The sequence below is a fragment of the Moritella sp. 24 genome (assembly GCF_018219155.1).
Classification (GTDB): domain Bacteria; phylum Pseudomonadota; class Gammaproteobacteria; order Enterobacterales; family Moritellaceae; genus Moritella.
The window spans coordinates 1,391,621-1,413,863 of sequence record NZ_CP056123.1; the positions used below are offsets into that span (position 1 = coordinate 1,391,621).

Annotated in this window: 17 protein-coding genes and 2 tRNA genes; 18 read left to right on the forward strand and 1 reads right to left on the reverse strand. The window is 39.9% G+C overall.

Going from position 1 to position 22,243, the window contains the following annotated elements; all coding sequences use genetic code 11:
• Window positions 1–187: 187 nt before the first annotated feature.
• From HWV00_RS06350 to frdD, 15 genes are all read left to right on the forward strand, one after another.
• Window positions 188–1,351 carry a flagella assembly protein FlgT gene (locus HWV00_RS06350; protein ID WP_211685275.1) on the forward strand — a complete coding sequence of 388 codons (1,164 nt, stop codon included), beginning with the start codon at window positions 188–190 and terminating at the stop codon, window positions 1,349–1,351.
• Between the two features lie 188 nt (window positions 1,352–1,539).
• Entirely contained in the window at window positions 1,540–2,622 is a 1,083-nt protein-coding gene (locus tag HWV00_RS06355) for an alpha/beta hydrolase (protein ID WP_211685276.1), read from the forward strand.
• A gap of 91 nt (window positions 2,623–2,713) precedes the next feature.
• Entirely contained in the window at window positions 2,714–5,041 is a 2,328-nt protein-coding gene (locus tag HWV00_RS06360; protein WP_211685277.1) for an amidohydrolase family protein, read from the forward strand.
• A gap of 159 nt (window positions 5,042–5,200) precedes the next feature.
• Entirely contained in the window at window positions 5,201–6,037 is an 837-nt protein-coding gene (locus HWV00_RS06365) for a YbaY family lipoprotein (protein ID WP_211685278.1), read from the forward strand.
• A gap of 64 nt (window positions 6,038–6,101) precedes the next feature.
• Window positions 6,102–6,641: a DUF3332 family protein gene (locus tag HWV00_RS06370; protein WP_211685279.1), complete on the forward strand. Its 540-nt coding sequence runs from the start codon at window positions 6,102–6,104 to the stop codon at window positions 6,639–6,641.
• Between the two features lie 245 nt (window positions 6,642–6,886).
• Window positions 6,887–7,306 (forward strand): organic hydroperoxide resistance protein, encoded by a 420-nt coding sequence (locus HWV00_RS06375; RefSeq protein ID WP_211686389.1) that lies wholly within the window; start codon window positions 6,887–6,889, stop codon window positions 7,304–7,306.
• A 1-nt stretch (window position 7,307) separates the two neighbouring features.
• Window positions 7,308–7,700 carry a DoxX family protein gene (locus tag HWV00_RS06380; protein ID WP_211685280.1) on the forward strand — a complete coding sequence of 131 codons (393 nt, stop codon included), beginning with the start codon at window positions 7,308–7,310 and terminating at the stop codon, window positions 7,698–7,700.
• Between the two features lie 213 nt (window positions 7,701–7,913).
• On the forward strand, window positions 7,914–8,468 hold the full coding sequence (locus HWV00_RS21565; RefSeq protein WP_211685281.1) for a type II secretion system protein: 555 nt from the start codon (window positions 7,914–7,916) through the stop codon (window positions 8,466–8,468).
• Window positions 8,469–8,917: 449 nt separating this feature from the next.
• On the forward strand, window positions 8,918–9,652 hold the full coding sequence (locus HWV00_RS06390) for a nucleoside recognition domain-containing protein (RefSeq protein ID WP_211685282.1): 735 nt from the start codon (window positions 8,918–8,920) through the stop codon (window positions 9,650–9,652).
• Window positions 9,652–10,119, forward strand: a complete 468-nt coding sequence (locus tag HWV00_RS06395; RefSeq protein ID WP_211685283.1) for a YjiG family protein — start codon at window positions 9,652–9,654, stop codon at window positions 10,117–10,119. Before HWV00_RS06390 ends, HWV00_RS06395 begins: the two co-directional genes overlap by 1 nt.
• A 10-nt stretch (window positions 10,120–10,129) precedes the next feature.
• Window positions 10,130–11,260: a M20 family metallopeptidase gene (locus HWV00_RS06400; RefSeq protein WP_211685284.1), complete on the forward strand. Its 1,131-nt coding sequence runs from the start codon at window positions 10,130–10,132 to the stop codon at window positions 11,258–11,260.
• Window positions 11,261–11,412: 152 nt separating this feature from the next.
• Window positions 11,413–13,200 (forward strand): fumarate reductase (quinol) flavoprotein subunit, encoded by a 1,788-nt coding sequence (gene frdA / locus HWV00_RS06405; protein ID WP_211685285.1) that lies wholly within the window; start codon window positions 11,413–11,415, stop codon window positions 13,198–13,200.
• Complete coding sequence (locus tag HWV00_RS06410; protein ID WP_211685286.1) at window positions 13,200–13,955, forward strand: succinate dehydrogenase/fumarate reductase iron-sulfur subunit; 756 nt, start codon at window positions 13,200–13,202, stop codon at window positions 13,953–13,955. Before frdA ends, HWV00_RS06410 begins: the two co-directional genes overlap by 1 nt.
• An 11-nt stretch (window positions 13,956–13,966) precedes the next feature.
• A complete protein-coding gene (locus HWV00_RS06415; RefSeq protein ID WP_211685287.1) occupies window positions 13,967–14,356 on the forward strand; it encodes a fumarate reductase subunit C in 390 nt (129 codons plus the stop codon).
• A gap of 10 nt (window positions 14,357–14,366) precedes the next feature.
• The gene (gene frdD / locus HWV00_RS06420) at window positions 14,367–14,744 is read left to right on the forward strand and encodes a fumarate reductase subunit FrdD (protein WP_211685288.1); all 378 of its coding nucleotides are present in this window, start codon (window positions 14,367–14,369) and stop codon (window positions 14,742–14,744) included.
• Window positions 14,745–14,819: 75 nt separating this feature from the next.
• Here the strand turns inward: frdD and HWV00_RS06425 are convergent, their stop codons facing one another.
• A complete protein-coding gene (locus tag HWV00_RS06425; protein ID WP_211685289.1) occupies window positions 14,820–19,496 on the reverse strand; it encodes an Ig-like domain-containing protein in 4,677 nt (1,558 codons plus the stop codon).
• Window positions 19,497–19,783: 287 nt separating this feature from the next.
• Between HWV00_RS06425 and HWV00_RS06430 the strand changes: the two genes are divergently transcribed.
• From HWV00_RS06430 to HWV00_RS06440, 3 genes are all read left to right on the forward strand, one after another.
• A tRNA-Ser gene (locus HWV00_RS06430) sits at window positions 19,784–19,874 on the forward strand.
• A 253-nt stretch (window positions 19,875–20,127) separates the two neighbouring features.
• On the forward strand, window positions 20,128–21,972 hold the full coding sequence (locus HWV00_RS06435) for a ricin-type beta-trefoil lectin domain protein (RefSeq protein ID WP_211685290.1): 1,845 nt from the start codon (window positions 20,128–20,130) through the stop codon (window positions 21,970–21,972).
• A 127-nt stretch (window positions 21,973–22,099) separates the two neighbouring features.
• Window positions 22,100–22,190: transfer RNA gene (locus HWV00_RS06440), tRNA-Ser, on the forward strand.
• Window positions 22,191–22,243: the final 53 nt, after the last annotated feature.

Consider the following 22,243-nt stretch of genomic DNA (forward strand, 5'->3'; position numbering starts at 1 on the left):
ATTATGCGTGCTCATCGATTAATTAAGCAAATTACTTGCCAATAAATCTATATGCTTCATTTTATTATAATGATACCGTTTTTAACGGTTAAATTAACCAAGATATGGTTTTATATTAAAAAAAAATTGATCTGGTACAAATGTTGCTTTTTAATAGGCATCTTCAGAACTCATATGCGATTAAAAAATGAAAAAAGTGCTATTACTATTACTGGTCTGTTGCTCGTTCACCTTACATGCAGAATGGTATGAGGTTGAGGGTGAGGCGATTATTATTGACGGTGATGTTGATATTGCACGGGAATTAGCGGTACGTAACGCATTGAAACAAGCGCTATTATATGCAGGCGCGTCGGTTTCGAGTTTACAATCGTTTAACGGAGGGAAAATTCTCTCTGATAGCTTTCAAATCCGCATGGATGGTGAAGTGAGGGACATCCGACTAAAGAGTGAGTCGGTAAAACTAGATAAGATAACAGTACAAATTGTTACTGATATTGTGGCAGACCGTAATAAATGTTTAAGTGCGGGTTATCAAAAATCAGTGTCTTTATTGCGCTTTGACATACGACATCGTGAACAAGCCAGCTATGGTGGCATTTACAATATTAACGAATCGTTTAGTCGCTTGTTGTATCAAAGTTTACGTAAAAATAGCCAAACCTTCGATGCGCGTGAATTCATTAATCAAAACATCGGTTTTAGCGGCAGTTCTTTGCCGCTGCGTGGAAACTTAACTTCACAAGAAATGAAGCAAATCAGTAAATCTGCGGATAGTCAGTATATTATTGTTGGCTCAATTACCGACCTGTCGACATTTAAACCCGCTGTTCGTGGTATTGCAAAAATACTAGCGGATGATTTGCCAGAGCGTAATTTCAGATTAAATGTACAAGTTTTTGATGGTTTTAATGGTACCTTATTGTTTGACCGTAATTACAGCAAAGTGACTAAATGGGAATTTGCTAAGCACCGAGTTGTAGACACTGACGCGCTTAAATTTTGGCGTTCTGAATTTGGTATCTCTTTGCAGTTAATTATTGACGATATACTTTTTGATCTCGACGCAAGCTTACAATGTAAATTAGTTGAAGCCCGTGTTATTGCGGTTGATGGTAACGCAGTCGATATTAATATTGGTCGTAATAATGGCCTCAAATTAGGTGACAAATTTATGATCAAGCATACAGGTAGTTATGTTGATCAGTTTGGCATTAGTCGTAAAAAAGAAACAAACAGCAGTAGTGAAGTGGAAGTGACGAAACTCTATGATCAGCAAGCTAGCTTGATGACAGTGAATAGACAGCCAACGGCGAATGTACAAATCGATGATTTAGTTATTTTAAATTAGCCTATTTTAATTGGTCACTGTATTTGTGATATAGCTTCATATTAGCATGAGTATTTTGAGGCTATATCGCTGTTATTCCATATTTTAATCACTGCTTAATTGCTTTTTTTCAATAATATTGTTATCGCTGTAATTCAGGTTAACTGCTTGAACTGAGCTGTTGTTTAAATACAAGGAGTTGTGAAGGTATGTGGTTTTTTATTGTTGCTATTATCGTGTTGGTACTTTTCTTTTTTATTCGTAATTTATATGGCGAAGATCTACGCCAGTATGATAGTACTGATTTAAGTGCGACGTTTTATCGTCCAACCCCTTCGTATAAGTATCCTCAAGCATTGGAATTGATCGAAAGTATTCAAGAGCCAATTGATTTTATTAAGCCGAATAAGTATCTCTATGCATTACGTAAAAATATTGATCGTTTAGGTGATGTTGAATTAGAGAGTGACATAATTCCTGTATCAACAAATTTTCAGGGTCACGCCATTCAAGGTGAATGGGTTCTGAGCAAACATTGTGATGTGAATAAGCGCTTACTTTACATTCATGGTGGTGGTTTTGCTGTGGGGAGTGCGAAGAGTCACCGCGTTGTCACTGACCGCTTATCTCGAGAGCTTGGTGCGGCTGTATTTTCGGTTAATTATGACATGATACCTGATGGACGTCGTAAACAAGGGATACTTGATTGCCGTAATGCATACCAATGGTTACTCGCTAATAACCCGACTGAAGAAAAAGAATGTCATCACATATATGTTGCAGGTGACTCTGCGGGGGGTAACTTAACATTGTCTTTAATTGGGTGGCTTAAGTTACAACAAATACGTCAAGTGGATGCTGCAATCGCGATATGTCCTTGTATTGATAGTACCTTTAGTTATGACAGCTTAAGCTATAATGCTAAAACGGACTTTTTATTAAATCCGTTCATGGGTAAGTTTCATCGCTTCCCTCGATTTATATTGCTTATTTGGGTATCCATTCTTTTCCGTATAAATCCACGAGATCCACAAATATCACCTGTTTTTGCCAACTTATCAGGTTTACCGCCGATTTTGATACATGCAAGTGACACAGAAATGATGGTGGATGATTCTCGACGTTATACTAATAAAGCCTGTGCACAAGGGTCTGATGTACGTTTGCAAACATGGTCTAATATGTTGCATGTATGGCATTTATTTGATTTAGACGAGGCGGATGAAGCGTATGCTGAAATTCGCGAATTTGTGCAACAATGTGATGATAAATTAGAGCAGGCAGCGAGCTAGGAACCGAATAAGCGAAATATGATTTTATGGTTTTATAGCAGTTGTTATGTTATTTTATTCATAATTTTATGGTGTTTAAAGGAGTGGCTAAATGTCAACTCAAGGCCTCGCGAGTCCTATTCGATTTTTTCCTATTTTTGTCCAATGGGCTATGCAAATGTTACTTTTGTGTGGCCTGTTATTCAGTATACAAGTCAATGCAACCACGGATGCGACGGCTACAGATGTCCCCGCTATTAGCACTGCTGAAACAAAAGTATTATCGGATGACGTCACAGGTACGCCAGCAGCACTGACTAAAACAGATCCAGCCCCGACGCCAGAAGTACCCAAGCGCGTTGTTACTCAAGACGTTTTTCCCGTTACTTTACCTGTAAAGGCATTGCCTATTATTGCGGATGCCATTTATTTTGGCGGTGATATTTTGACGATGGCAGGGGATGCACCGACTTATGCAGAAGCGGTTGTAACGAAAGACAAACAGATCATCTTTGTTGGTGCCAAAGTTGAAGCGATGACATTCAGTGGTGATAATACCAAGCTCATTAATATTAGTGGCAAAACCATGCTTCCGGGTTTTATCGAACCCCATGTACACCCCTCAATTGCAGCCATCATGCTACCGAATGAAATTATTGCACCGTATGATTGGGTTTTACCTAACGAAGTTAAAAAAGGGGTGACTGGTCACTTCGCTTACCTTGAGCGTTTAAAGCAATCCATTAATGATAATGCAGATAAAGATAATGTCTTTTTTGTGTGGGGTTATCATCAACTTTGGCACGGTGAATTAACCCGTGAAATATTAAACGAGCTATCTCCAGATAAACCAGTTGCCATTATTCATCGTTCTTTTCATGAAGTATTCTTGAATGATGCTGCGATTAAAAAGTTTGGTCTTAAAAAAGAAGATTTTAGTGATAATCCACAAGTAGATTGGGAAAAAGGGCATTTTTATGAAGGTGGTTGGCTCGCATTAGTCCCAAAAATTGCAGCGGATTTAATTAATCCTGAAAGCTATCAATTAGGGTTGAATATCATGTCTAAGCTCGTGCTTAAAAATGGTATCACAACCATTGCTGAACCGGGGTTTCCTAGCTCTAATTTTGACTTGGAATACGGGTTATTAAAATCTGAGATGGAGCAAAAACCACCCTATGATGTTTTCTTAATTCCGAGTGGTACTTACTTATATAATGCCAAAAGCCAGAGTAATGAAAATGCATTAGCGTTCATAGAAACCTTAGAAGAGAAATACAATACAGAGAATATTAAATTTTTGCCTAAGCAAGTTAAGCTGTTTTCGGATGGGGCTATTTATTCTCAGTTGATGCAGATGAAAGAGGGTTATCTGGATGGTCATGAAGGCGAGTGGATGACGCCATTGGATTTATTTCAGCAACAACTAAGCTTTTATTGGGAAAGAGGCTATCAGATCCATGTTCATGCGAATGGCGATTTAGGCATTCAGCAAGTATTGGATTTTAATCAAGCTGATCAAACTAAATTAGCACGTGAAGACCATCGATTTACATTACATCACATGGGATATTTTACAAAAGACCAAGTGAATAAAATGGATAAATTAGATATTGAAACGTCTGTAAACCCTTATTATTTATGGGCATTAGCAGATAAGTACTCGGAAGTCGGGTTAGGTAGTAAGCGTGCTGAAAGCCTAGTGCGAGTGAATAGCTTGATGAAGAAAAATATACCCGTGTCATTCCATTCTGATTTTTCAATGGCACCTATGGAACCATTAACACTGGCATGGACTGCGGTTAATCGAGAGACATCGGCAGGTAATAAAGTATCACAGGAAGAACGTATTACTGCTTATCAAGCGATGCAGGCGATTACAATTAATGCTGCACACACTCTTAGATTAGAAGAGAGTATTGGTTCGATTGTTGTGGGTAAAAAAGCCAACTTTACGTTGCTTGAGCAAAACCCGCTGAAAGTAATGCCAATGCAAATTAAGGATATTCCGGTATGGGGTGTTGTGTTTGAAGATCAGGTTAATACTGTTGTGTCAGCACCGAAAATGAAGAGTTTGGAAACGCGTGTTATTTATTTAGAGCGTAAAAGTTTACCACCATCTTCGACGGTGACGGTGACGTTAGAAGATATATCTAAAACGGATATAAGCAGTTCAATGCTAGGCCAAAAAACGATCGCCGCGACAACGTCACCTCCTTATAATATTTCGCTTCAGTATGATCCAACCCAACTTGATGTTAATGGGGAATATGTTGTTAGAGCCAGAATTGAAAGTAATGGTAAACCCTTGTATTCAGCGACACTGGCATTACCTGAGTTAAGCAAATTATCAGGTCAGTTATTTGAGCTTATGGTTAAGGCTATTCCACAGCAACCTCAGGTAGTATTAGAAGAGCAGGAAGTTAAGATTAAGGAATAACGAAAGTGCATTAAGGCGTTTAGACTAATGTGATCTCAATCGTAAACGTAATGCCGATTTTAGATAAGGACATGGTTTTATTGTTTGCTAATTAATACGGTTAGCTCTAATCTCGAGATAGTGATAAATCTGAAATATTCTTTTAAGGTAGTTATTTATATGCAAAAAAATAGACGTCGACTCAATCGTAAATCGGTATTAACCGCTTCTGTTATTGCCAGCTTGTTAGTGGGCTTAGGTGGCTGTGCAACCACTGAGCAGAGTACTGCGAAAGTGAAACAAGCCGCTACTATTAAGCAGCAGACGATGATCGCGAATGTCTTTTATCTACAACGCATTGCTTTACCACCCGGCTCTCAGGTTAGCCTTGTATTAGAAGATGTATCAAAAATGGATACAGCTGCTGGGGTTATTACTCAACAAACTATCACAGCAGTGGGTGCGCCACCTTATAAAATGGAACTGCGTTACAACGCTGCGCAAATAAAGCCGCAACACCGTTATGCTTTACGTGCCAAAATTGAACACAATGGCCAGCTATTATTTACCAATACAGAGCATATTGATGCCTTTGCTAATCAGGGCGCGAAATCAACAGAAGTCTTGGTATCACAAGTACGTGCAGAAGTGAAAGAGGATGGACAGGCGAGTTTTGCAAACACGCATTGGCAGTTGTCGATGTTAGGTACACAGCAAATTACTTCTGAAGTGACGACGCAAAAGCCATATTTAACATTTAATCAAGACGATAATAAGGTGTTCGGTTTTGCTGGTTGTAATCGTTTTAGTGGCAATTATGAAGCATTAGCGAATAACGTAAGTTTGACGCAATTAGTAACAACTAAAAAATTGTGTTTTCAACAAATGAATTTAGAAACAAAATTCTTAACAGCATTATCTGAAGCGGGCAATTATAACGTGATTGATAATACGTTAACGCTATACAGTAATGGCGGTATTGCTTTAGGCCAATTTACTGCACAAGTGAACAATTAATACTATATTAGCAATTTGTATTTATTAAAATAATCGCGCTATTAATTGCGAATGGAAAGTAAAAATGAAAATTAAGAAATTGATTTGTACAACACTTATCGTCGGCTCGATATCTGGGTTAACGGGTTGTATTGGTCAGATGGGACTGACGCAGCTAGCAATGGGTGTGAACTTGAAAATGGTTGATAACCGTTATGGCCGCGCAGGAATTTATGTTGTTGCGGCACCTGTTTATGCGGTTACTTCATTAGTTGATTTGATGGTGATTAATAGCATTGAGTTTTGGACCGGTACGAACCCAATTACTAGGAAGGGTCCTGCAGTTGCCGATACACCTGTTGAAGCATGGATGAAAGTTAACGATGATATTGACCCTGCATTGAGAAGTGCGCCCTTAAAAGATCTAAAGGTATCTGTACAATCAACATCAATGGAAATATTGGACGATGATAGCCTGCAGTTAACGGTGGCCTATGTGGATGGTAGTGAACAATCCATTATTGGCAAACGGTTAGTCAATAATGATGTGGCTTTTTATAATGAAGGTCGCTTGGTTGCTATTGGGAATAACCAGCAGTTACTGGATCATATTGTAGGTCTATAAACCTTAGATTTATTTAATTAAGCCCCTTATCGTGTATTCATGATAAGGGGCTTTTTTATGGACTTAATTCTGAAAATGAAAATATATTGTGCACAATATAGTTGTAATTAAATATTAATGGGATTATAGTTATCAAACTAGGTTGTGCACAATGTACTTTGTGCTGAACTTATATCATTGTGCCGGCAACAAAAATGAATATGTGATGTACCTAATCACCACTTTGGATAATTAAGGAATTTATGATGACAACTCTTTATACAACAACAGCAACTGCATCAGCGGGTCGTAACGGCCAAGTAGCAACAGATGATGGCATGTTATCGTTAGAATTAAGCTATCCAAAGGCAATGGGTGGTACGGGTGCTGCGACTAATCCTGAACAGTTATTTGCAGCTGGCTACGCTGCTTGCTTTTCGAATGCGATCTTACATGTAGCGCGTGAAATGAAAATTAAAATAACAGCGGCACCTGTATCAGCTGAAGTAGGGATTGGTCCTAACACTACGGGTGGCTTTGGGTTAACAGTAAGCTTAGCGATTGAGTTAGCATTACCGCAAGCGGAAGCTGAGTCATTAGTGGCGACTGCACATCAGGTTTGTCCTTATTCTAACGCGGTACGCGGTAATATTGATGTTCAACTTAGCGTAAAGGGTCAAGCATAAGATGAATACTGTGTTACTCACTGTTGGCCGTATTATGCTCGCGCTGTACTTCTTAATACCAGGCATCATGAAGTTTGTGTCTTGGGATATGCATATTGGTTTAATGGAAAAGCATAATATGCCATTTGTACCTGTGCTGTTAGCCGCGGCTGGTGTATTCCAGATTGTTGCCGCGATATTACTCATTGCGAATCGTTATACTGCTATCGTTGCGCTACTGCTGGCTGGATTAGTATTAGTTATTAATGTTAGCTTACACGATTTTTGGAACTTAACGGGTCTTGAAGGGGCGCATGAAATGCAGAACTTCATTAAAAACTTGGGTATCCTCGCTGGGTTATTGGTTTTATCAGGCCATTACTGGCCGCCGAGTACTGAGGATAATAAAAAGTAACCTCGCAATTTATGATCATGAAGTACTAACATTTTAATCGATATTTTAGTACTTCATGCATCCCACTTACAGTTCCCAATATATTACTTTATTGATATTTATATTAACGTAAACAATAAGATAAACTTATTGCTTCTGTTATTTATAGGGTTATTATCAAGGGTATCAGTGTACTTATGTACAATCGTTAATGTCTATTTTATGGGGGCTAGCATGAGCAAGCAGCATCAACATTCTGGTTTTACTCTCATTGAACTTGTCATTGTTATTATTGTACTTGGTATTCTTGCCGCGACTGCTGTACCTCGTTTTATTGGGTTATCTTCTGATGCTAAAAAATCGGTTATCTTAAATATTGAAGCTTCGTTACATTCGACATCATCATTGCTTGCTCAAAAAGCGCAGATTGATGATATTGAAACAGGCTTTATTCCAATTGAGGGTAACAATGTCAGTATGGATAGTGGCTATATTGCAGGGCACTGGAATAACGCTTGGCGCTATGCGCTTAACATAGGTAAAGATATCAGTTATACGTCAGTTGCTTCGATATGCTCTATTAATGCGATATGCGGAGTTGGTAGTCGCTACAGTGCAACAAAAATGCCCCATCTCCCTACTCAAGTAGCAAGCCCTCCAACAGTTAACACAAGAGTTGTTGTCTTGTGGCTAAAAGACTCATACGTTAAGGATGAGTGTTATGCCTATTACTATAATCTTAGTGATGGAACACCACCTACAATCGGCTCTGTTATCTCAGGTTGTTAATCGACACTCTAATTTGAAACCGAAAGCTATAATTTAACGCCTTACACGCCACTTGACTAACGCTATATTGCTTGTTTTTTAGGCGAGACCATTAGTTAGCTATTAAATACGACCGGTAGCAAAAGTGACGTTAAGCTCAGTTTCATATTACATTGATAACGGGTTATCGCCGTTTTACTCAATAAATGACAACCAAAGTGATTTATTGTTATCAAATCTCTAGGTTGTTGATAATATTCTTCAATATACCCTCTTTTAGATATAAAATTCCGAATATAAAGGCTTGTCACAAAATATTACCCCGTATCAAATCTTCTTTGTTTTTAGATGTTCTTATTGATTTAAATCAACTTTTTAAATAGCAGTTCATTCAGAATACCCCTTAATGGTTACGCTGTTTTGAGGCGTATTTCTGCCCCTATCTAAAACTATAATCGAGGTGTTTGTTTATGAGTAAATCAGCTGAAATTGATCAGAAGGTCACGATAGGAGGGTATATCGCGCTTGCTTTTGCGGTTGTCTTTTTCTCTGGTTTTATGAAGTCGACCGAATGGTATGGCGTATTTGATTTTACAACGCTTAATGGTTCGTTCGGTAAAGTGGCTTACTCAGTATCTGAAACGGCAGACGGTGTTCAAGCAGCAACAACATCACTTCGTGGTAAAGGCGGCAGTGGCGCACGTGATGGTTTTATTTTTGCGTTAACATTAATTCCAACGGTTATGTTTGCGTTAGGCATGATCAATGTTCTTGAACATTACGGTGCTCTTAATGCGGCACGTAAATTACTGACACCACTTCTACGTCCTTTAATGGGCATTCCTGGAAACTCTGGATTAGCGTTAATTGCATCATTGCAAAGTACCGATGCGGGTGCAGCGATGACCCGCCAGTTAAAAGATGAAAAGCATTTAACCAAGCGTGAAGTCGATATATTTACGATGTTCCAATTCACTGCTGGTGCCGCCATTGTTAACTTTTTCTCTTCAGGTGCAGTGCTATTTACCTTAACGAATCCAGATGGTTCTGTTGCTGTTCCTTCTTCTATTGGTTTAGCCGTTATCGTCATGTTTGCTTTTAAGTTTGTTGGTGCCAATTTATTCCGCATCTATCTCAATATTACTGAAGGTAAAGAAGGTAGCAGTAAAGACAATGACAAAAAGATGATTGAGGAGACAGCGTAATGAGCAACGTAACAGTAAAAAAACCAATGATAACGGACATCTTTGTTGAAGGGGCTAAAAAGGGGTGGGTGATTGCCACCACGTCAACCGTTCCAAATGTATTAATGGCATTCGTTATCATTAAAGCGTTACAAATTACAGGTGCTCTCGGATTAATGGGCACTGTGTTCTCACCCATTATGGCGGTGTTTGGTTTGCCCGGTGAAGCAGCGGCCGTATTAATTGGCGCATGGATGTCAATGGGTGGTGCTGTCGGTGTCGTTATCACCTTATTTGACCAAGGCATTTTGAATGGTGCACACATTTCAATTCTAGCGCCTGCTATTTATCTTATGGGCTCTCAAGTGCAATACATGGGTCGAATCATGGGTCCAATTGGCACAGAAGGTCGCTATATTCCTGTCATGATCGCAATTTCAGTACTGAACGCATTTGGTGCGATGTTTGTCATGAACTTTATTTTATAAGAGGTATGAAATGAAATTTTCGTTAACTGATTATCTAGAAGAACTTCGTCCACTGATTAATGTTGATTGTGGTACTTACACCACAGACGGTATTGAATTTATTGCTAATAAAATGGCAGAGAAATACGAAGAAATGAATGGCTGGACGATTAAACGCGTTGACTGTGGTAAAGCAGGCGTGGGGTTAGAAATTCGTAATAAACCTGAAGTAGAACACATTGATGTGATGCTGGCAGGACATATGGATACGGTTTTCCCTGTCGGCACTGCGGCTGAACGTCCAATGTCAACGGATGCTGAAAAAGCGTATGGCCCTGGTGTATCAGATATGAAATCAGGCTTGTTGAATGTGGTTTATGCGTTACGCAATATTGAGCAATCAGTATTAGATACCTTGTCGATTTGTATTTGTATGAATCCAGATGAAGAGACGGGTTCATTATATTCAGTTGATTGGATCCAAGAAACGGCGAAGAAAGCAAAAAATGTATTAGTAGCAGAAGCCGCTCGTGCAGATGGTGGTTTAGTGAAGGCGCGTAAAGGGATGGCGCGTTACAAAATGACGTTTAGTGGTAAAGCCGCTCATGCTGGTAATGAACCTGAAAATGGTCGTAGTGCGATCACTGAGATGGCGAACTGGATCTTAGCAACCAATGCGATGACTAACTTTGAGTCAGGCACTACGTTAAATGTCGGTGTTGTGTCAGGTGGTGCGGGGGCAAACATTGTCCCTGATTCAGCAATTGCGATTGTCGATGTTCGTTTCTGGGATAACGCAGAGTACGACCAAGTTGATACGACATTAAATGGCATGATTCAAACCCCGTTTGTTGATGGTGTGTCGATAGCGTTAGAGCGTGAAGCTTATAAGCCTTCAATGGTACCGACAGAAAAAACAAAAGTTCTAATGGCGTTGGTTGATCAATCAGCTCAAGAATTAGCAATCAATATTAACTGGAAAGAAGTCGGTGGCGGTTCTGATGCAAATAATACCGCCATTCTTGATGTTCCTACGCTAGACGGCTTAGGACCTATTGGTGCTGGATTCCACAGTGCCGATGAATATTTACTGCTTGAGTCTATTGAACCCCGTATTCAGCTATTGATGCGTGTGTTAACCAAATTGGCTGAAGATAAATAACGAATAATAAAAATAATATAAAAAGAATAATAACGTGCGATTTAAGCACTATCTATATTCGCTATCTGAATACGATATTAAGTCGATGCGTTATTTAATCATTAGATCAACCTTGTAATGCAAGGTTCATAACTTTTTGATGTGAGTTAAATGTGCAAAAATTAAAAATAATTCAAACAGATGTCGCCATTATTGGCGCGGGTGGTTCAGGTTTACGTGCTGCGATTGAAATAGCAGAAAATCATCCTGAGCTGGATATCGCACTTATTTCTAAAGTGTATCCGATGCGTAGTCATACTGTTGCCGCTGAAGGTGGCGCTGCAGGTGTCGCGCAAGATCACGACTCTCTAGATAACCATTTTAACGATACGGTATCTGGTGGTGATTGGTTATGCGAACAAGATGTTGTTGAGTATTTCGTTGAAAATGCTGCGAAGCAATTGACTCAACTTGAGCATTGGGGTTGTCCTTGGAGCCGTAAAGAAGACGGTTCTATCAATGTCCGTGCTTTTGGTGGAATGAAAATTGAACGTACTTGGTTTGCTGCGGATAAGAGCGGTTTCCATATTCTACATACGTTATTTCAAACCTCTGTTCAGCACCCAAAAATTACACGATTTGATGAACACTTTTGCTTAGATCTCATCATTGAAGATGACAAGATCCAAGGTGTGGTTATTCTTGATATTGCCGAGGGTGAAGTCAAGCTTATCCAAGCTAAATCAGTGATTATGGCGACAGGTGGTGCAGGCCGAGTTTACAGTTACAACACAAATGGTGGCATTGTGACTGGTGATGGTATGTCACTGGCTTATCGCCATGGTATTGCACTGCGTGATATGGAGTTTGTACAGTATCACCCAACAGGTTTACCGGGCAGCGGTATCTTAATGACCGAAGGCTGTCGTGGTGAAGGTGGCATCTTAGTGAATAAAGATGGTTATCGTTACCTGCAAGATTATGGTCTAGGACCTGAAGTACCGGTTGGCCAAACTAAGAATAAATACATGGAATTAGGCCCGCGTGACAAGCTTAGTCAATGTTTCTGGCAAGAGCAGCAAAAAGGGCGTGTTTTCCAAGGTGAGCGTGGTGATTATATCCACTTAGACCTACGTCATTTAGGCGAAGCTAAAATTAATGAACGTCTACCGTTTATTCGTGAACTCGCAAAAGCGTATGTTGGTGTTGATCCAGTTCATGAGCCAATTCCAGTTCGTCCAACAGTACATTATACAATGGGTGGTATTGCTACGGATGCTAAAACTGCAACGTCACTAGCAGGCTTATATGCCATTGGTGAATGTGCATCTGTTGGCTTACATGGCGCTAACCGCCTTGGTTCGAACTCGCTTACAGAGCTTGCTGTATTTGGTCAACTTGCAGGTCAAGAAGCGGCTAATTATGCGAGTAATAATCAGCATAAAGATATTGCACCACTGAAAGCACAAGCTGAAGCGGTGATCAAACGTATGAATGACCTTCTACACAGTGATGGTTCTGAAAAACCGGCTGATATTCGTCAAGAAATGGGCGACTGCATGGAAGAGGGCGTTGGTATTTACCGTACCCAAGAGTCTATGCAAAAAACGATTGATAAATTAGCTGAACTTAAAGTGCGCTATAAAGACATCAAAATTGAAGACAAATCTAGCGTATTTAATACTGATTTCTTATACACAATTGAACTTGGTTACTTACTTGATACGGCAGAAGCTATGGCACACAGTGCGATTTTACGTGAAGAATCTCGCGGTTCTCATCAACGTATTGATGGCTTTGAAGCGCGTGATGATGTGAAATTCTTAAAACACTCACTTGCGTACTATCAAGCAGATAAAGCACCAAAAATCGATTACAGCGACGTTAAGATCACGAAGAGTCAACCTGCAGTACGTGCCTATGGCGCCGCTGGTGAAAAAGCCGCTCAGGAGAATAAGTAATGAGTCAGCAAACAATTAAACTCGACATTATGCGTTACCGTCCAGAAATGGATGACAAACCTTTTACACAAACATTTGAACTGCCTTATAAAGCAGACATGTCTATTTTAGAAGCGCTGCAATATATCAAGGACCATATGGACAGTACGATCAGTTTCCGTTGGTCTTGTCGTATGGCTATCTGTGGTAGCTGTGGTTTGATGGTTGATGGTGTGCCAAAACTAGGTTGTAAAGCATTCTTACGTGATTATTACCCTAATAACATCACGCTTGAGCCATTGGCTAATTTCCCTATTGAGCGTGACTTAGTAGTGGTAATGGATGATTTCATTAAAAAGCTTGAAGAGATAAAACCGTATATCATTCCTGAAAAAACAGGCTCTCAAGAGAAGAAATGCTTATCTGATGGCGCTTATAAGCAAACGCCTGAGCAAATGGAAAAATACAAAAAATTCTCAATGTGCATTAATTGCGGCCTTTGTTATGCAGCCTGTCCACAATATGCGTTAGACACTAACTTTACCGGTCCTGCGGCACTTGCGTTACTGGCACGTTATAACCGTGATAGTCGTGATGCTGGTTCTGCTGAACGAATGAAAATCGTGAATCAAGAGGAAGGTGTTTGGGGCTGTACGTTTGTTGGTTACTGTTCAGTGGTTTGTCCAAAAGGCGTTGATCCAGCAGCAGCAATCCAGCTGTTAAAAGTTGAGAGCAGTAAAGACTACTTAATTGGCATGTTTAAACCGGAAGCATAAGGAATAAAGCAATGAGTAAACGTAAGCCTTATACAAGAGAACTACCCACTGATTGGTGGATGAAACAACTTTTTTATACTAAATATATGCTTCGCGAAGGGAGTAGTGTATTCATTACTATTTATAGTTTGATACTTGCTTGGGGTGTATTGAGACTGAGCCAAGGTGAAGTCGCGTTTAATGGTTGGTTAGCATCATTAGAGCATCCGGTTGCGATTATTTTCCATCTGATTGCATTAGCGTTTGCGTTATATCATACCGTAACATGGTTTTCATTAGCGCCTAAAGCGGTTGATTTATGGATAAAAGGAAAACGCCTCGATGATAAAATTATTGTATCGGGACATTATGTAGCCTTTGCCGTAGCAACAGCTTTATCTCTATTAATTATTATGTTGTAAGGAACTCGTTATGTCAGAAATGAACAAAAAAACGTACATTCGCTCTCATGAACCTATTTTTTGGGGATTGTTTGGTGCTGGTGGCATGTTAACTGGTTTCTTAACACCTGTGATGATTTTGATTACTGGTTTGTTAATCCCACTCGGAATCATAGAGCAAGGTAATTTTAACTATGAAACGTTACATGCTTTTGCGACAACTTGGTATGGCGCTGCAGCGATACTTGTGCTGATTGCATTACCGCTATGGCATACCTTACACCGTATTTTTCATGCACTTCATGACTTAGGTGTTAAGCGTGGCAGAGATTTACAGCAAGTGATTAGCTATGGTTTTGCATTTGCAGTAAGTGTGTTTGTGTTTACAGTGCTGTTACAGATGGCTTAAGCTAACGCGTTAACGCTTAAATAAAAAAGGCGCAACTTACTTTAAGTTGCGCCTTTTGATTAAGTGGTCGATTTATTACTCGATAATCATGTCCTCTTCCATATCAAATTCACTCAACTCACCAATTGTATTTTCGGCATCGATGTTGTGGTCAGAAAAAAGCATAATCCCCATACTGCTAACTCCCATTGTTGCACCGCTATTATTAAAGCTCCATAGGTCACCAGTAATCACGCTATCGTCTTGTAAGCGTAGGTCTACACGCCAGTAATAACTGCCTAAATCGCCGACGGTAGCAAGGGTATCCGTTGTTACTATCGCATCTGCAATAAGCGTTTCAGGTGCTGAGGATTTAACTAATTCGGGATCTTGAGATAGATAAACATCAAAAGATTTGAATTGCAGTAGCATATTGTTATGTAGCTGCCACGACAGTGTATTCAGTGCTGTTGTATCTAACGTTTCCCCCACCAAAGGTTGAGGCGTTAATGCTGGGTATTCTTGCTGAGCTAACGTTTGAATTTGCTGAGCAGTGAATGCTTCATGGGCAACGATAACATCGTCTACATTAAAGCCTATATCACCCACTTTTGCAGGTGCGCCACCTCGATAGGAAAGTTTAGTGCCTCCAGAATTTATCTGTAAGAAGTAATCAGGGATTGTTACTTGGTCTACCAAGCTGCCTTCATGATAAAGCGAGAATAATCTCGTATCCCAATCTATTGTGATAGCAAGGTGTTGCCAGCTTGATGAATCGGTAATAGCTGTTATAACGGGATCGAGTACAAGCACGTTAGTATCAACCTCACGATCTGAGGTTGCCATTGACGCGACGACTTTATCGCCTTTCAATTTGATCGTCCAGCCTGCATGCTCATAACCAGAATCTTGGTAGGTCCCGCGACTTGCTAAACGATAAGTGCTCGTACCATCACCTTGATATTTAAAGCGCAATGAAAAGCTAAAGTTAAGGTCGTTGACTTCCCATACTGGTGTGAACGCTTCTTGCTTAATATTATTAATGGTCTTTGGATATTGGATCAGTTGTACTTGAGTTAGGGCTTCTCCATTTTCTGAACTGGATAAGATAGCATCGCAGTTTGTGTTTTCTACATAATGAGCAAGTGGATTAACTGCTGTTAATTCAGAGAGTAGTGGATAGGCTTCATTATCACTGGTTTGCCCGCAAGTATTATGGTCCAGGTTGTAATAGTTACTGATGCCTGTCGTTTCAACATTAATGCGTAATATCCCACGTGTAGACATACCTGTGCTGTCCTCAACAACGTAAAATGCATCGATAAATCCGCTAAACCCATTGGGTGGCGTAGCCGTAATGGTATTATCAGCGTTAATAATGAATAGCGTATTGTCAGCACCGTTAGAAGATGAATCTGCTTTCAATTCGACATGAGTAACCTGCATCGCCTCGTTGTTAGGGTCTTCATCATTAGCTAATACGTTGATGATACGACTGGTATCTCGTTGCATACTGACTTTATCAGGCTGTGCCACGGGGTGGGTAGGCCAGTTTGCGTAAGGGACCCTAAGATCCAACATGTTTTTACCACCTCGAACATCATTGGCAGCGTCTCTTGCCATTTGATTTTGTAAGTTGAGCGGGGCAGATGCAACACCATTAACAATCGCCATCGGGTTAACACCATTGTAGCGGTCTGGAAAGCAGTTATGTGTACATGAACGGTTATGACCTAATTCATGCTGCATACACCAACTTGCCCAGCTTGGTGTACACTGAGCACGTGTCCCCCATGCAAGACCATACGCTTTCTTTGGTATGACAAAATACAAATGTTCATAGTAGTAATTTTGCTCACGTCTTGGTTGCCAGAAATTCGGGTTAGTGTCATTCCACGCTTTGCTGTATTCGGCACGATCTTCCGGTGCATCGTCTTTTGATACTCCGTCAGTCTCAATCACTAAATCAGACATCACCGCTTTCATGTTGAATTGTCGGCTGTAAGCATGGTTTAGGACATTCATTTGATGGTCGGCAAATGCGACTGCATCTAAAATGTCACCACCATTGGTATCCATTAGTGTGCTGTAAGAAATTTGCATCGCTAATGAAAACTCAAAGAAATGATATTCACTGCCATTTTTAGGCCAGTAGTTACGATCAATTTCAGGCCAGCCTCCGATATTTGATTGGTCAGAGAGGTCTAGCTTATCTCCTTGCTGATAGCGTGCGTTACTGCTTGATGTCGTTGGCTGGCATGCACCTTGTAACGTTAGATCGATACGTTCTAGACCGAAGCTGACATCTGCACCATATACCCGGTTAGGTTTGGCGTTGTAACCATAAAATACATGGTAATACATTTCGCAACTAGGGCGGATGCTCGCAATGACGGTGCTATCTTGGATACCATCAACCTTACCGCGGAAACTACGTACTTCTGGCACGTAATCCATTGGTACAGTCCCTATGGCTGGGTCGTATAAATTGACGGTGAATTTTTCACTACGTAAAGAGAAACGGCTCAGGTTTACCACTACACCATCATTAAGTGTCACCGTTAAACTATCGGGAAGTTGGATCTTATCGTCATTTGGATTTGACCCATTGGCGATTTCGTCTTGGTTACTGATACCATCATTATCACTGTCACCATTAGGGCCTGAAGCAAATAAAGGGTCGAGTTGATTTTCGATTTCGTAGCCGTTGCTATAGCCATCATTATCAGAGTCGGCATTATAGCCATCACTTGGATCATGAGGGTCTAAGCCATTTAGGACTTCTTGTAAGTTTGTTAACCCATCATTATCGTTATCTAAATCTGCGTCAGCAACCAGTGGGTCTAGACCATTCTCGATTTCAAGAAGGTTAGTGATACCGTCATTGTCAGTATCAAATGTGGCACCGTCAGTATGATTAAATGGATCAAGACCGTGATTAATTTCTTGCAAGTTATTAATGCCATCACCGTCGGTATCAGCTGTCGCGCCATCGCTTGGGTCGAGAGGATTAAGGCCGTTGTTGATTTCAATATAGTCTGATAACCCGTCATTATCAGTATCAGGGTTTAACTTGTCAGTACCGTGTACTAGCTCTAATTCATCAATCAAACCATCCAAGTCGGTATCATAAGCTGAACACGTTGCAGATAGTGTCAGTTTATTAAGTAATAACTTTTTCCCGACGATGACAATATTGTCATTAACAGCGCTCGTTATTGATAGCGGTAATGTTTCCGTTATCAACGAGGTGATATAACGAATATCCGTTGTTGGTTTTAATCTGAGCCCGTCACTTTCTTGATAAACTTCAATACTGCGCGTACCAGAACTTGATGAACGCTGATAACTGATATCTAGCTTTGGATTTTGGCAATCCGCGTAGTAGATTTCAGTATTAAAGCTAAGTGTCATGTTGTGAAAAATAGATTCGCCATTATCGTCATCATATTTCACATTGCCACTGTATGTTTGCCATTGTAAAGCGAGTGGGTTGCTTTCCTTGCGGCTTACCATCGCAAAGATTGTATCGTTAACGCTGCTGCTATCTGGCGCTTGTATCTCTTGAAAGTTTTCCGTGATGCTACGAGTGATAGCCACTTTATTTGATGTTAATGGATCTGAACCTTGTTGCTGTTCAAAGATATCAAACCAGCCATCATTATCGCTGTCAGTGGTATCTGTTGTTCCATCACTTGGGTCAAGTGGATTTAAAGCATTAAAAACTTCTTGGACGTTGGTTAATCCATCACTGTCGTTATCAGCTTGCGCATCATCTTTATTTGGATTTAAACCATTCTCTATTTCAAGAAGGTTTGTCATTGTATCGTGATCCGAATCGGCATAAGCACCATCATTCGGGTTGGTCGGGTTGAAGCCGTACTTTATTTCTTGTGCGTTATTAAGACCATCGTTGTCTGTGTCGGCAAGTGCACCGTCGATAGGGTCTAATGGGTTTAATTGGTTGATGACTTCTTCATAATCGCTTAGTCCATCTGCGTCAGAATCTGGATTATGGATATCAGTACCGTGCGTAATTTCTAATTCATCAATCAAGCCATCAAGGTCAGTATCATAAGTAAGGCAGGTTGCAGATAAACTGACTTCATTTAACAGCATGCGTTGTCCGACAAAGATGATATTGTCGCTGGCGGTACTGGTAATATTTAGGCGGAGCTGTTCTTCGACAAAACTACTAATTGAGCCAATACCTGTTAAATCTTTTAATCGTAATCCATCACTCTCTTGATAAATTTCAATAGTTCGCGTACCAGAGCCTGAAGAACGCATGTAACGTATATCTAATTTGGGGTCTGTACATTGGGCATCAAGTAATTCAGTACTAAAACTTAATGTCATGTCACCAAAAATAGATTCATCCATGTCATCATCATAGAGTGGTGAACCTGAATAGCTTTGCCACTGTATTGCGAGTCTATCGCTCTGTTTACGCGAGACCATATTAAAAATCGTATCGTCAACGATGCTGGTATCCGCAGCTTGTATCTCTTGAAAATTTTCAGTAATAGTAGGGTAGATAGTGACTAGATTTGGAATATATGGATCAGAACCTTGGTTTAGTTCAAATTCGTCAGTCCAACCATCGTTGTCACTGTCTAGGTTGGGGTCAATAGGCGTATTTTGTGATGATAGTTGCGTGCTTTCGGACAGATTAATTGCTGAGTTTTGGTTAGGTGAAGTATCTTTTTCGCTGCCGCAACCGGTTAACATGAAGCTGAGAGCAATACAGGAGGTGAACTTATTTCGTATCATGAGTATTTCCTTATACTTATGTCTATTTTTCATTGGAACACATTGTCACATTAAATAATTAACATTGTATTACGATATAAAACAACCCTTTTAGGTTAGTTTTGGTCATGACGGTAAATTCACTAATATGTTTTATGGATAAATGAATTATTTGATGACTTTATGAATTTTATACAAAGTGTTTGTTATTTGGCATATTAGAGGCGTATTTGAATCAGTTATGATCTAATTAACAAAACAGTATTTACATGCCGCCTAAGTTACCCTATTATTCGTTTCATTGCTGCGGAGGGGTGGCAGAGTGGCCGAATGCACTGGTCTTGAAAACCAGCAGGGGTTAATAGCTCCTCGAGAGTTCAAATCTCTCCTCCTCCGCCATCTATTTAGAGAAGCCGGAACTTATTCATTTAAGTTCCGGCTTTTTGCTTTTAAGAATCTTCTTTTTTCAAACCCATCCCTTACATTAAACTAATACCCATAATGAGCTACCCAATATACATTGTTAAGACATCTTGTCGTGATTAACCAATGTGTAACAATTAATCAGCATCTTTTTGTTTGTTCGTCGTTCAGTAACGGTTGATCATTCCGACGCCCTAGTATTATTCAATATATTTACATAGAGGTTATCGTGAAAAAAAACGTTATTGTATTAGCATTACTCTCTAGTGCTTGCTTACCCGCTTTAGCTACTGAAAATAAAGACACGATCCAAGCTGGATTGATGTCGAGTCAATTTTATAACGAGTCCTGTTACATCGAGCCAGATGATATTAATGCTGATCTTGATACGACAGAGTGCGAAAAGTATGTTTTTATCAACCTATCGAAAGTTGAAGAACAAGTTAGAAGCACTGCTACAACTCAGTTATTGAATATTGGCGTTATGAGTCCATACGTTTTAGTGAGTAATCCGAATGTGGAATCAAAAAGAATAATCACAACATTTGATACCTATGAAGAAGGTGTCATTGTCGACCTCATTAATAGTGCGGGATCAGACTGGGTGTCTAACCCTACGCAATTATCTACTGTTGATAATATGCCAAGGGCGGAAAGTTTGAGAAGTAACGCGGGGGAGGCATTTAGTGACGCCAGTAATACATCATCAAATTATAGCTGGCGATTCAGACAAGTCGTTAAATTAAATCAAGGTTTTTATCCAACAAAGAACGATGTTGCCATCTTAAATTATGAAGTGGAAACCATCGCGTCTAAACCAACGTATTATCAAAACAGTGATAATGCGAAATATGTTCGCGTTACGTTAGTCGGCGGTAGTGGGATTAATTTTAACCCAACAGAGGGCACTGATTACAAGACGATTCGAACAAGCTCAGCCCCTCATCAGTTACTCAAATATTCGTATCGGGAATATTTAGATAAAGTCAAAATATCAACAAGCTGGAGCGATAGCAAGGCTGAATTATACGACTCATTTCCACGTAATAATGATCAAGACAGAGCGGGTTTTACTTATAATTCTAAAATCAGTTTTAGCTTAGGTGTGAGCATACCTAAAGTACCGATTAATGAAATTGGTTTTGAATCATCGAAATCAATGACGTTCCAAAATGGTAACTACTTTGATTATTACGCTAATTCAGCACGTACCGCACACAGCGTTGAATATAAAAATAAAGAGTATGGCTCTGATAATCATCGATATTACGGTTTAGTGAATAATTCGCGAGACGAATGGGATTATTTAGATGGCATAGAACCGCCTTTTAAAACGTTCCATAACCTGAATTCAACACCGTATAGTAATGGTTTTTTACCAAAATATTCGGTTACTTACTCTACTAACAAAAGTGCAAGTGGTCAGTCTGTTTTGACTGTCTTGACAGATATACGTGGCATGTCATTACAAGGTTTTGCAAAGTGGTGGATTGGCAATTTATATTGGGGTGGGGTGAATAGCCGCAAAGGTTATGGTGATGACTATATCCAGAACGCTTATACATTATCGCTTCAATTAAACGTTAACTGGGATAGCCCGATATTCGCAGGTACTGAGCCAAGTGTTATTACCTATCCATATCTATCTGACAATACTGCGCATTGCTTTACCGTTAATAGTAACCATGATGTTACCGCCGAACCTTGTGACTCATCGAATACCAATCAGTTATTTGTTTATACACCGGAAAGGAAATACGTGTATGTGAATAATAAAGCACTGTGCTTAGACAGTTCGCAAGCGAAGTTGAAGGTTGCACCATGTAAAACCTACGGCAGTAACAATCAAACATGGATGTGGTATACCGCACCATTAAGCAATAACATCTATGACAATACCTTGTTGTATACAACAACGTCATCGGGTGACTTTAAAGTGATTAAGGGTGGGGAGGTTAGTGAAGCAATGGCGATTGAAGAGGCTGATGCATTAGGCTCTGCATTCCAGAGTTGGCCGAAAGCAAAACTAAACTCGCAAAATGGTCGGTATCAATCAGCGGTGACAGTGCAATAGTGTTATGTTGTGTGTTGTTTTTATACAATCGGTTGCTTATTTAACTATTTGAAATGAATTTATAATTAATTCTGTGACCTGTGTTTACAAACAGCGGTGTTTACCCTATTATTCGCTCCATTGCTGCGGAGGGGTGGCAGAGTGGCCGAATGCACTGGTCTTGAAAACCAGCAGGGGTTAATAGCTCCTCGAGAGTTCAAATCTCTCCTCCTCCGCCATCTATTTAGAGAAGCCGGAACTTATTAATTTAAGTTCCGGCTTTTTGCTTTCT

Bases quoted from the DNA above. Each gene is read 5' to 3' on its own strand.
- HWV00_RS06390 (WP_211685282.1), top strand. From the start codon at position 8,918: ATGAGTAAATCAGCTGAAATTGATCAGAAGGTCACGATAGGAGGGTAT.
- HWV00_RS06375 (WP_211686389.1), top strand. From the start codon at position 6,887: ATGACAACTCTTTATACAACAACAGCAACTGCATCAGCGGGTCGTAAC.
- HWV00_RS06395 (WP_211685283.1), top strand. From the start codon at position 9,652: ATGAGCAACGTAACAGTAAAAAAACCAATGATAACGGACATCTTTGTT.
- HWV00_RS06400 (WP_211685284.1), top strand. From the start codon at position 10,130: ATGAAATTTTCGTTAACTGATTATCTAGAAGAACTTCGTCCACTGATT.
- HWV00_RS06410 (WP_211685286.1), top strand. From the start codon at position 13,200: ATGAGTCAGCAAACAATTAAACTCGACATTATGCGTTACCGTCCAGAA.
- HWV00_RS06365 (WP_211685278.1), top strand. From the start codon at position 5,201: ATGCAAAAAAATAGACGTCGACTCAATCGTAAATCGGTATTAACCGCT.
- HWV00_RS06415 (WP_211685287.1), top strand. From the start codon at position 13,967: ATGAGTAAACGTAAGCCTTATACAAGAGAACTACCCACTGATTGGTGG.
- HWV00_RS06425 (WP_211685289.1), bottom strand. From the start codon at position 19,496: ATGATACGAAATAAGTTCACCTCCTGTATTGCTCTCAGCTTCATGTTA.
- frdD (WP_211685288.1), top strand. From the start codon at position 14,367: ATGTCAGAAATGAACAAAAAAACGTACATTCGCTCTCATGAACCTATT.
- HWV00_RS06380 (WP_211685280.1), top strand. From the start codon at position 7,308: ATGAATACTGTGTTACTCACTGTTGGCCGTATTATGCTCGCGCTGTAC.
- HWV00_RS06370 (WP_211685279.1), top strand. From the start codon at position 6,102: ATGAAAATTAAGAAATTGATTTGTACAACACTTATCGTCGGCTCGATA.
- HWV00_RS06360 (WP_211685277.1), top strand. From the start codon at position 2,714: ATGTCAACTCAAGGCCTCGCGAGTCCTATTCGATTTTTTCCTATTTTT.
- HWV00_RS21565 (WP_211685281.1), top strand. From the start codon at position 7,914: ATGAGCAAGCAGCATCAACATTCTGGTTTTACTCTCATTGAACTTGTC.
- HWV00_RS06350 (WP_211685275.1), top strand. From the start codon at position 188: ATGAAAAAAGTGCTATTACTATTACTGGTCTGTTGCTCGTTCACCTTA.
- HWV00_RS06355 (WP_211685276.1), top strand. From the start codon at position 1,540: ATGTGGTTTTTTATTGTTGCTATTATCGTGTTGGTACTTTTCTTTTTT.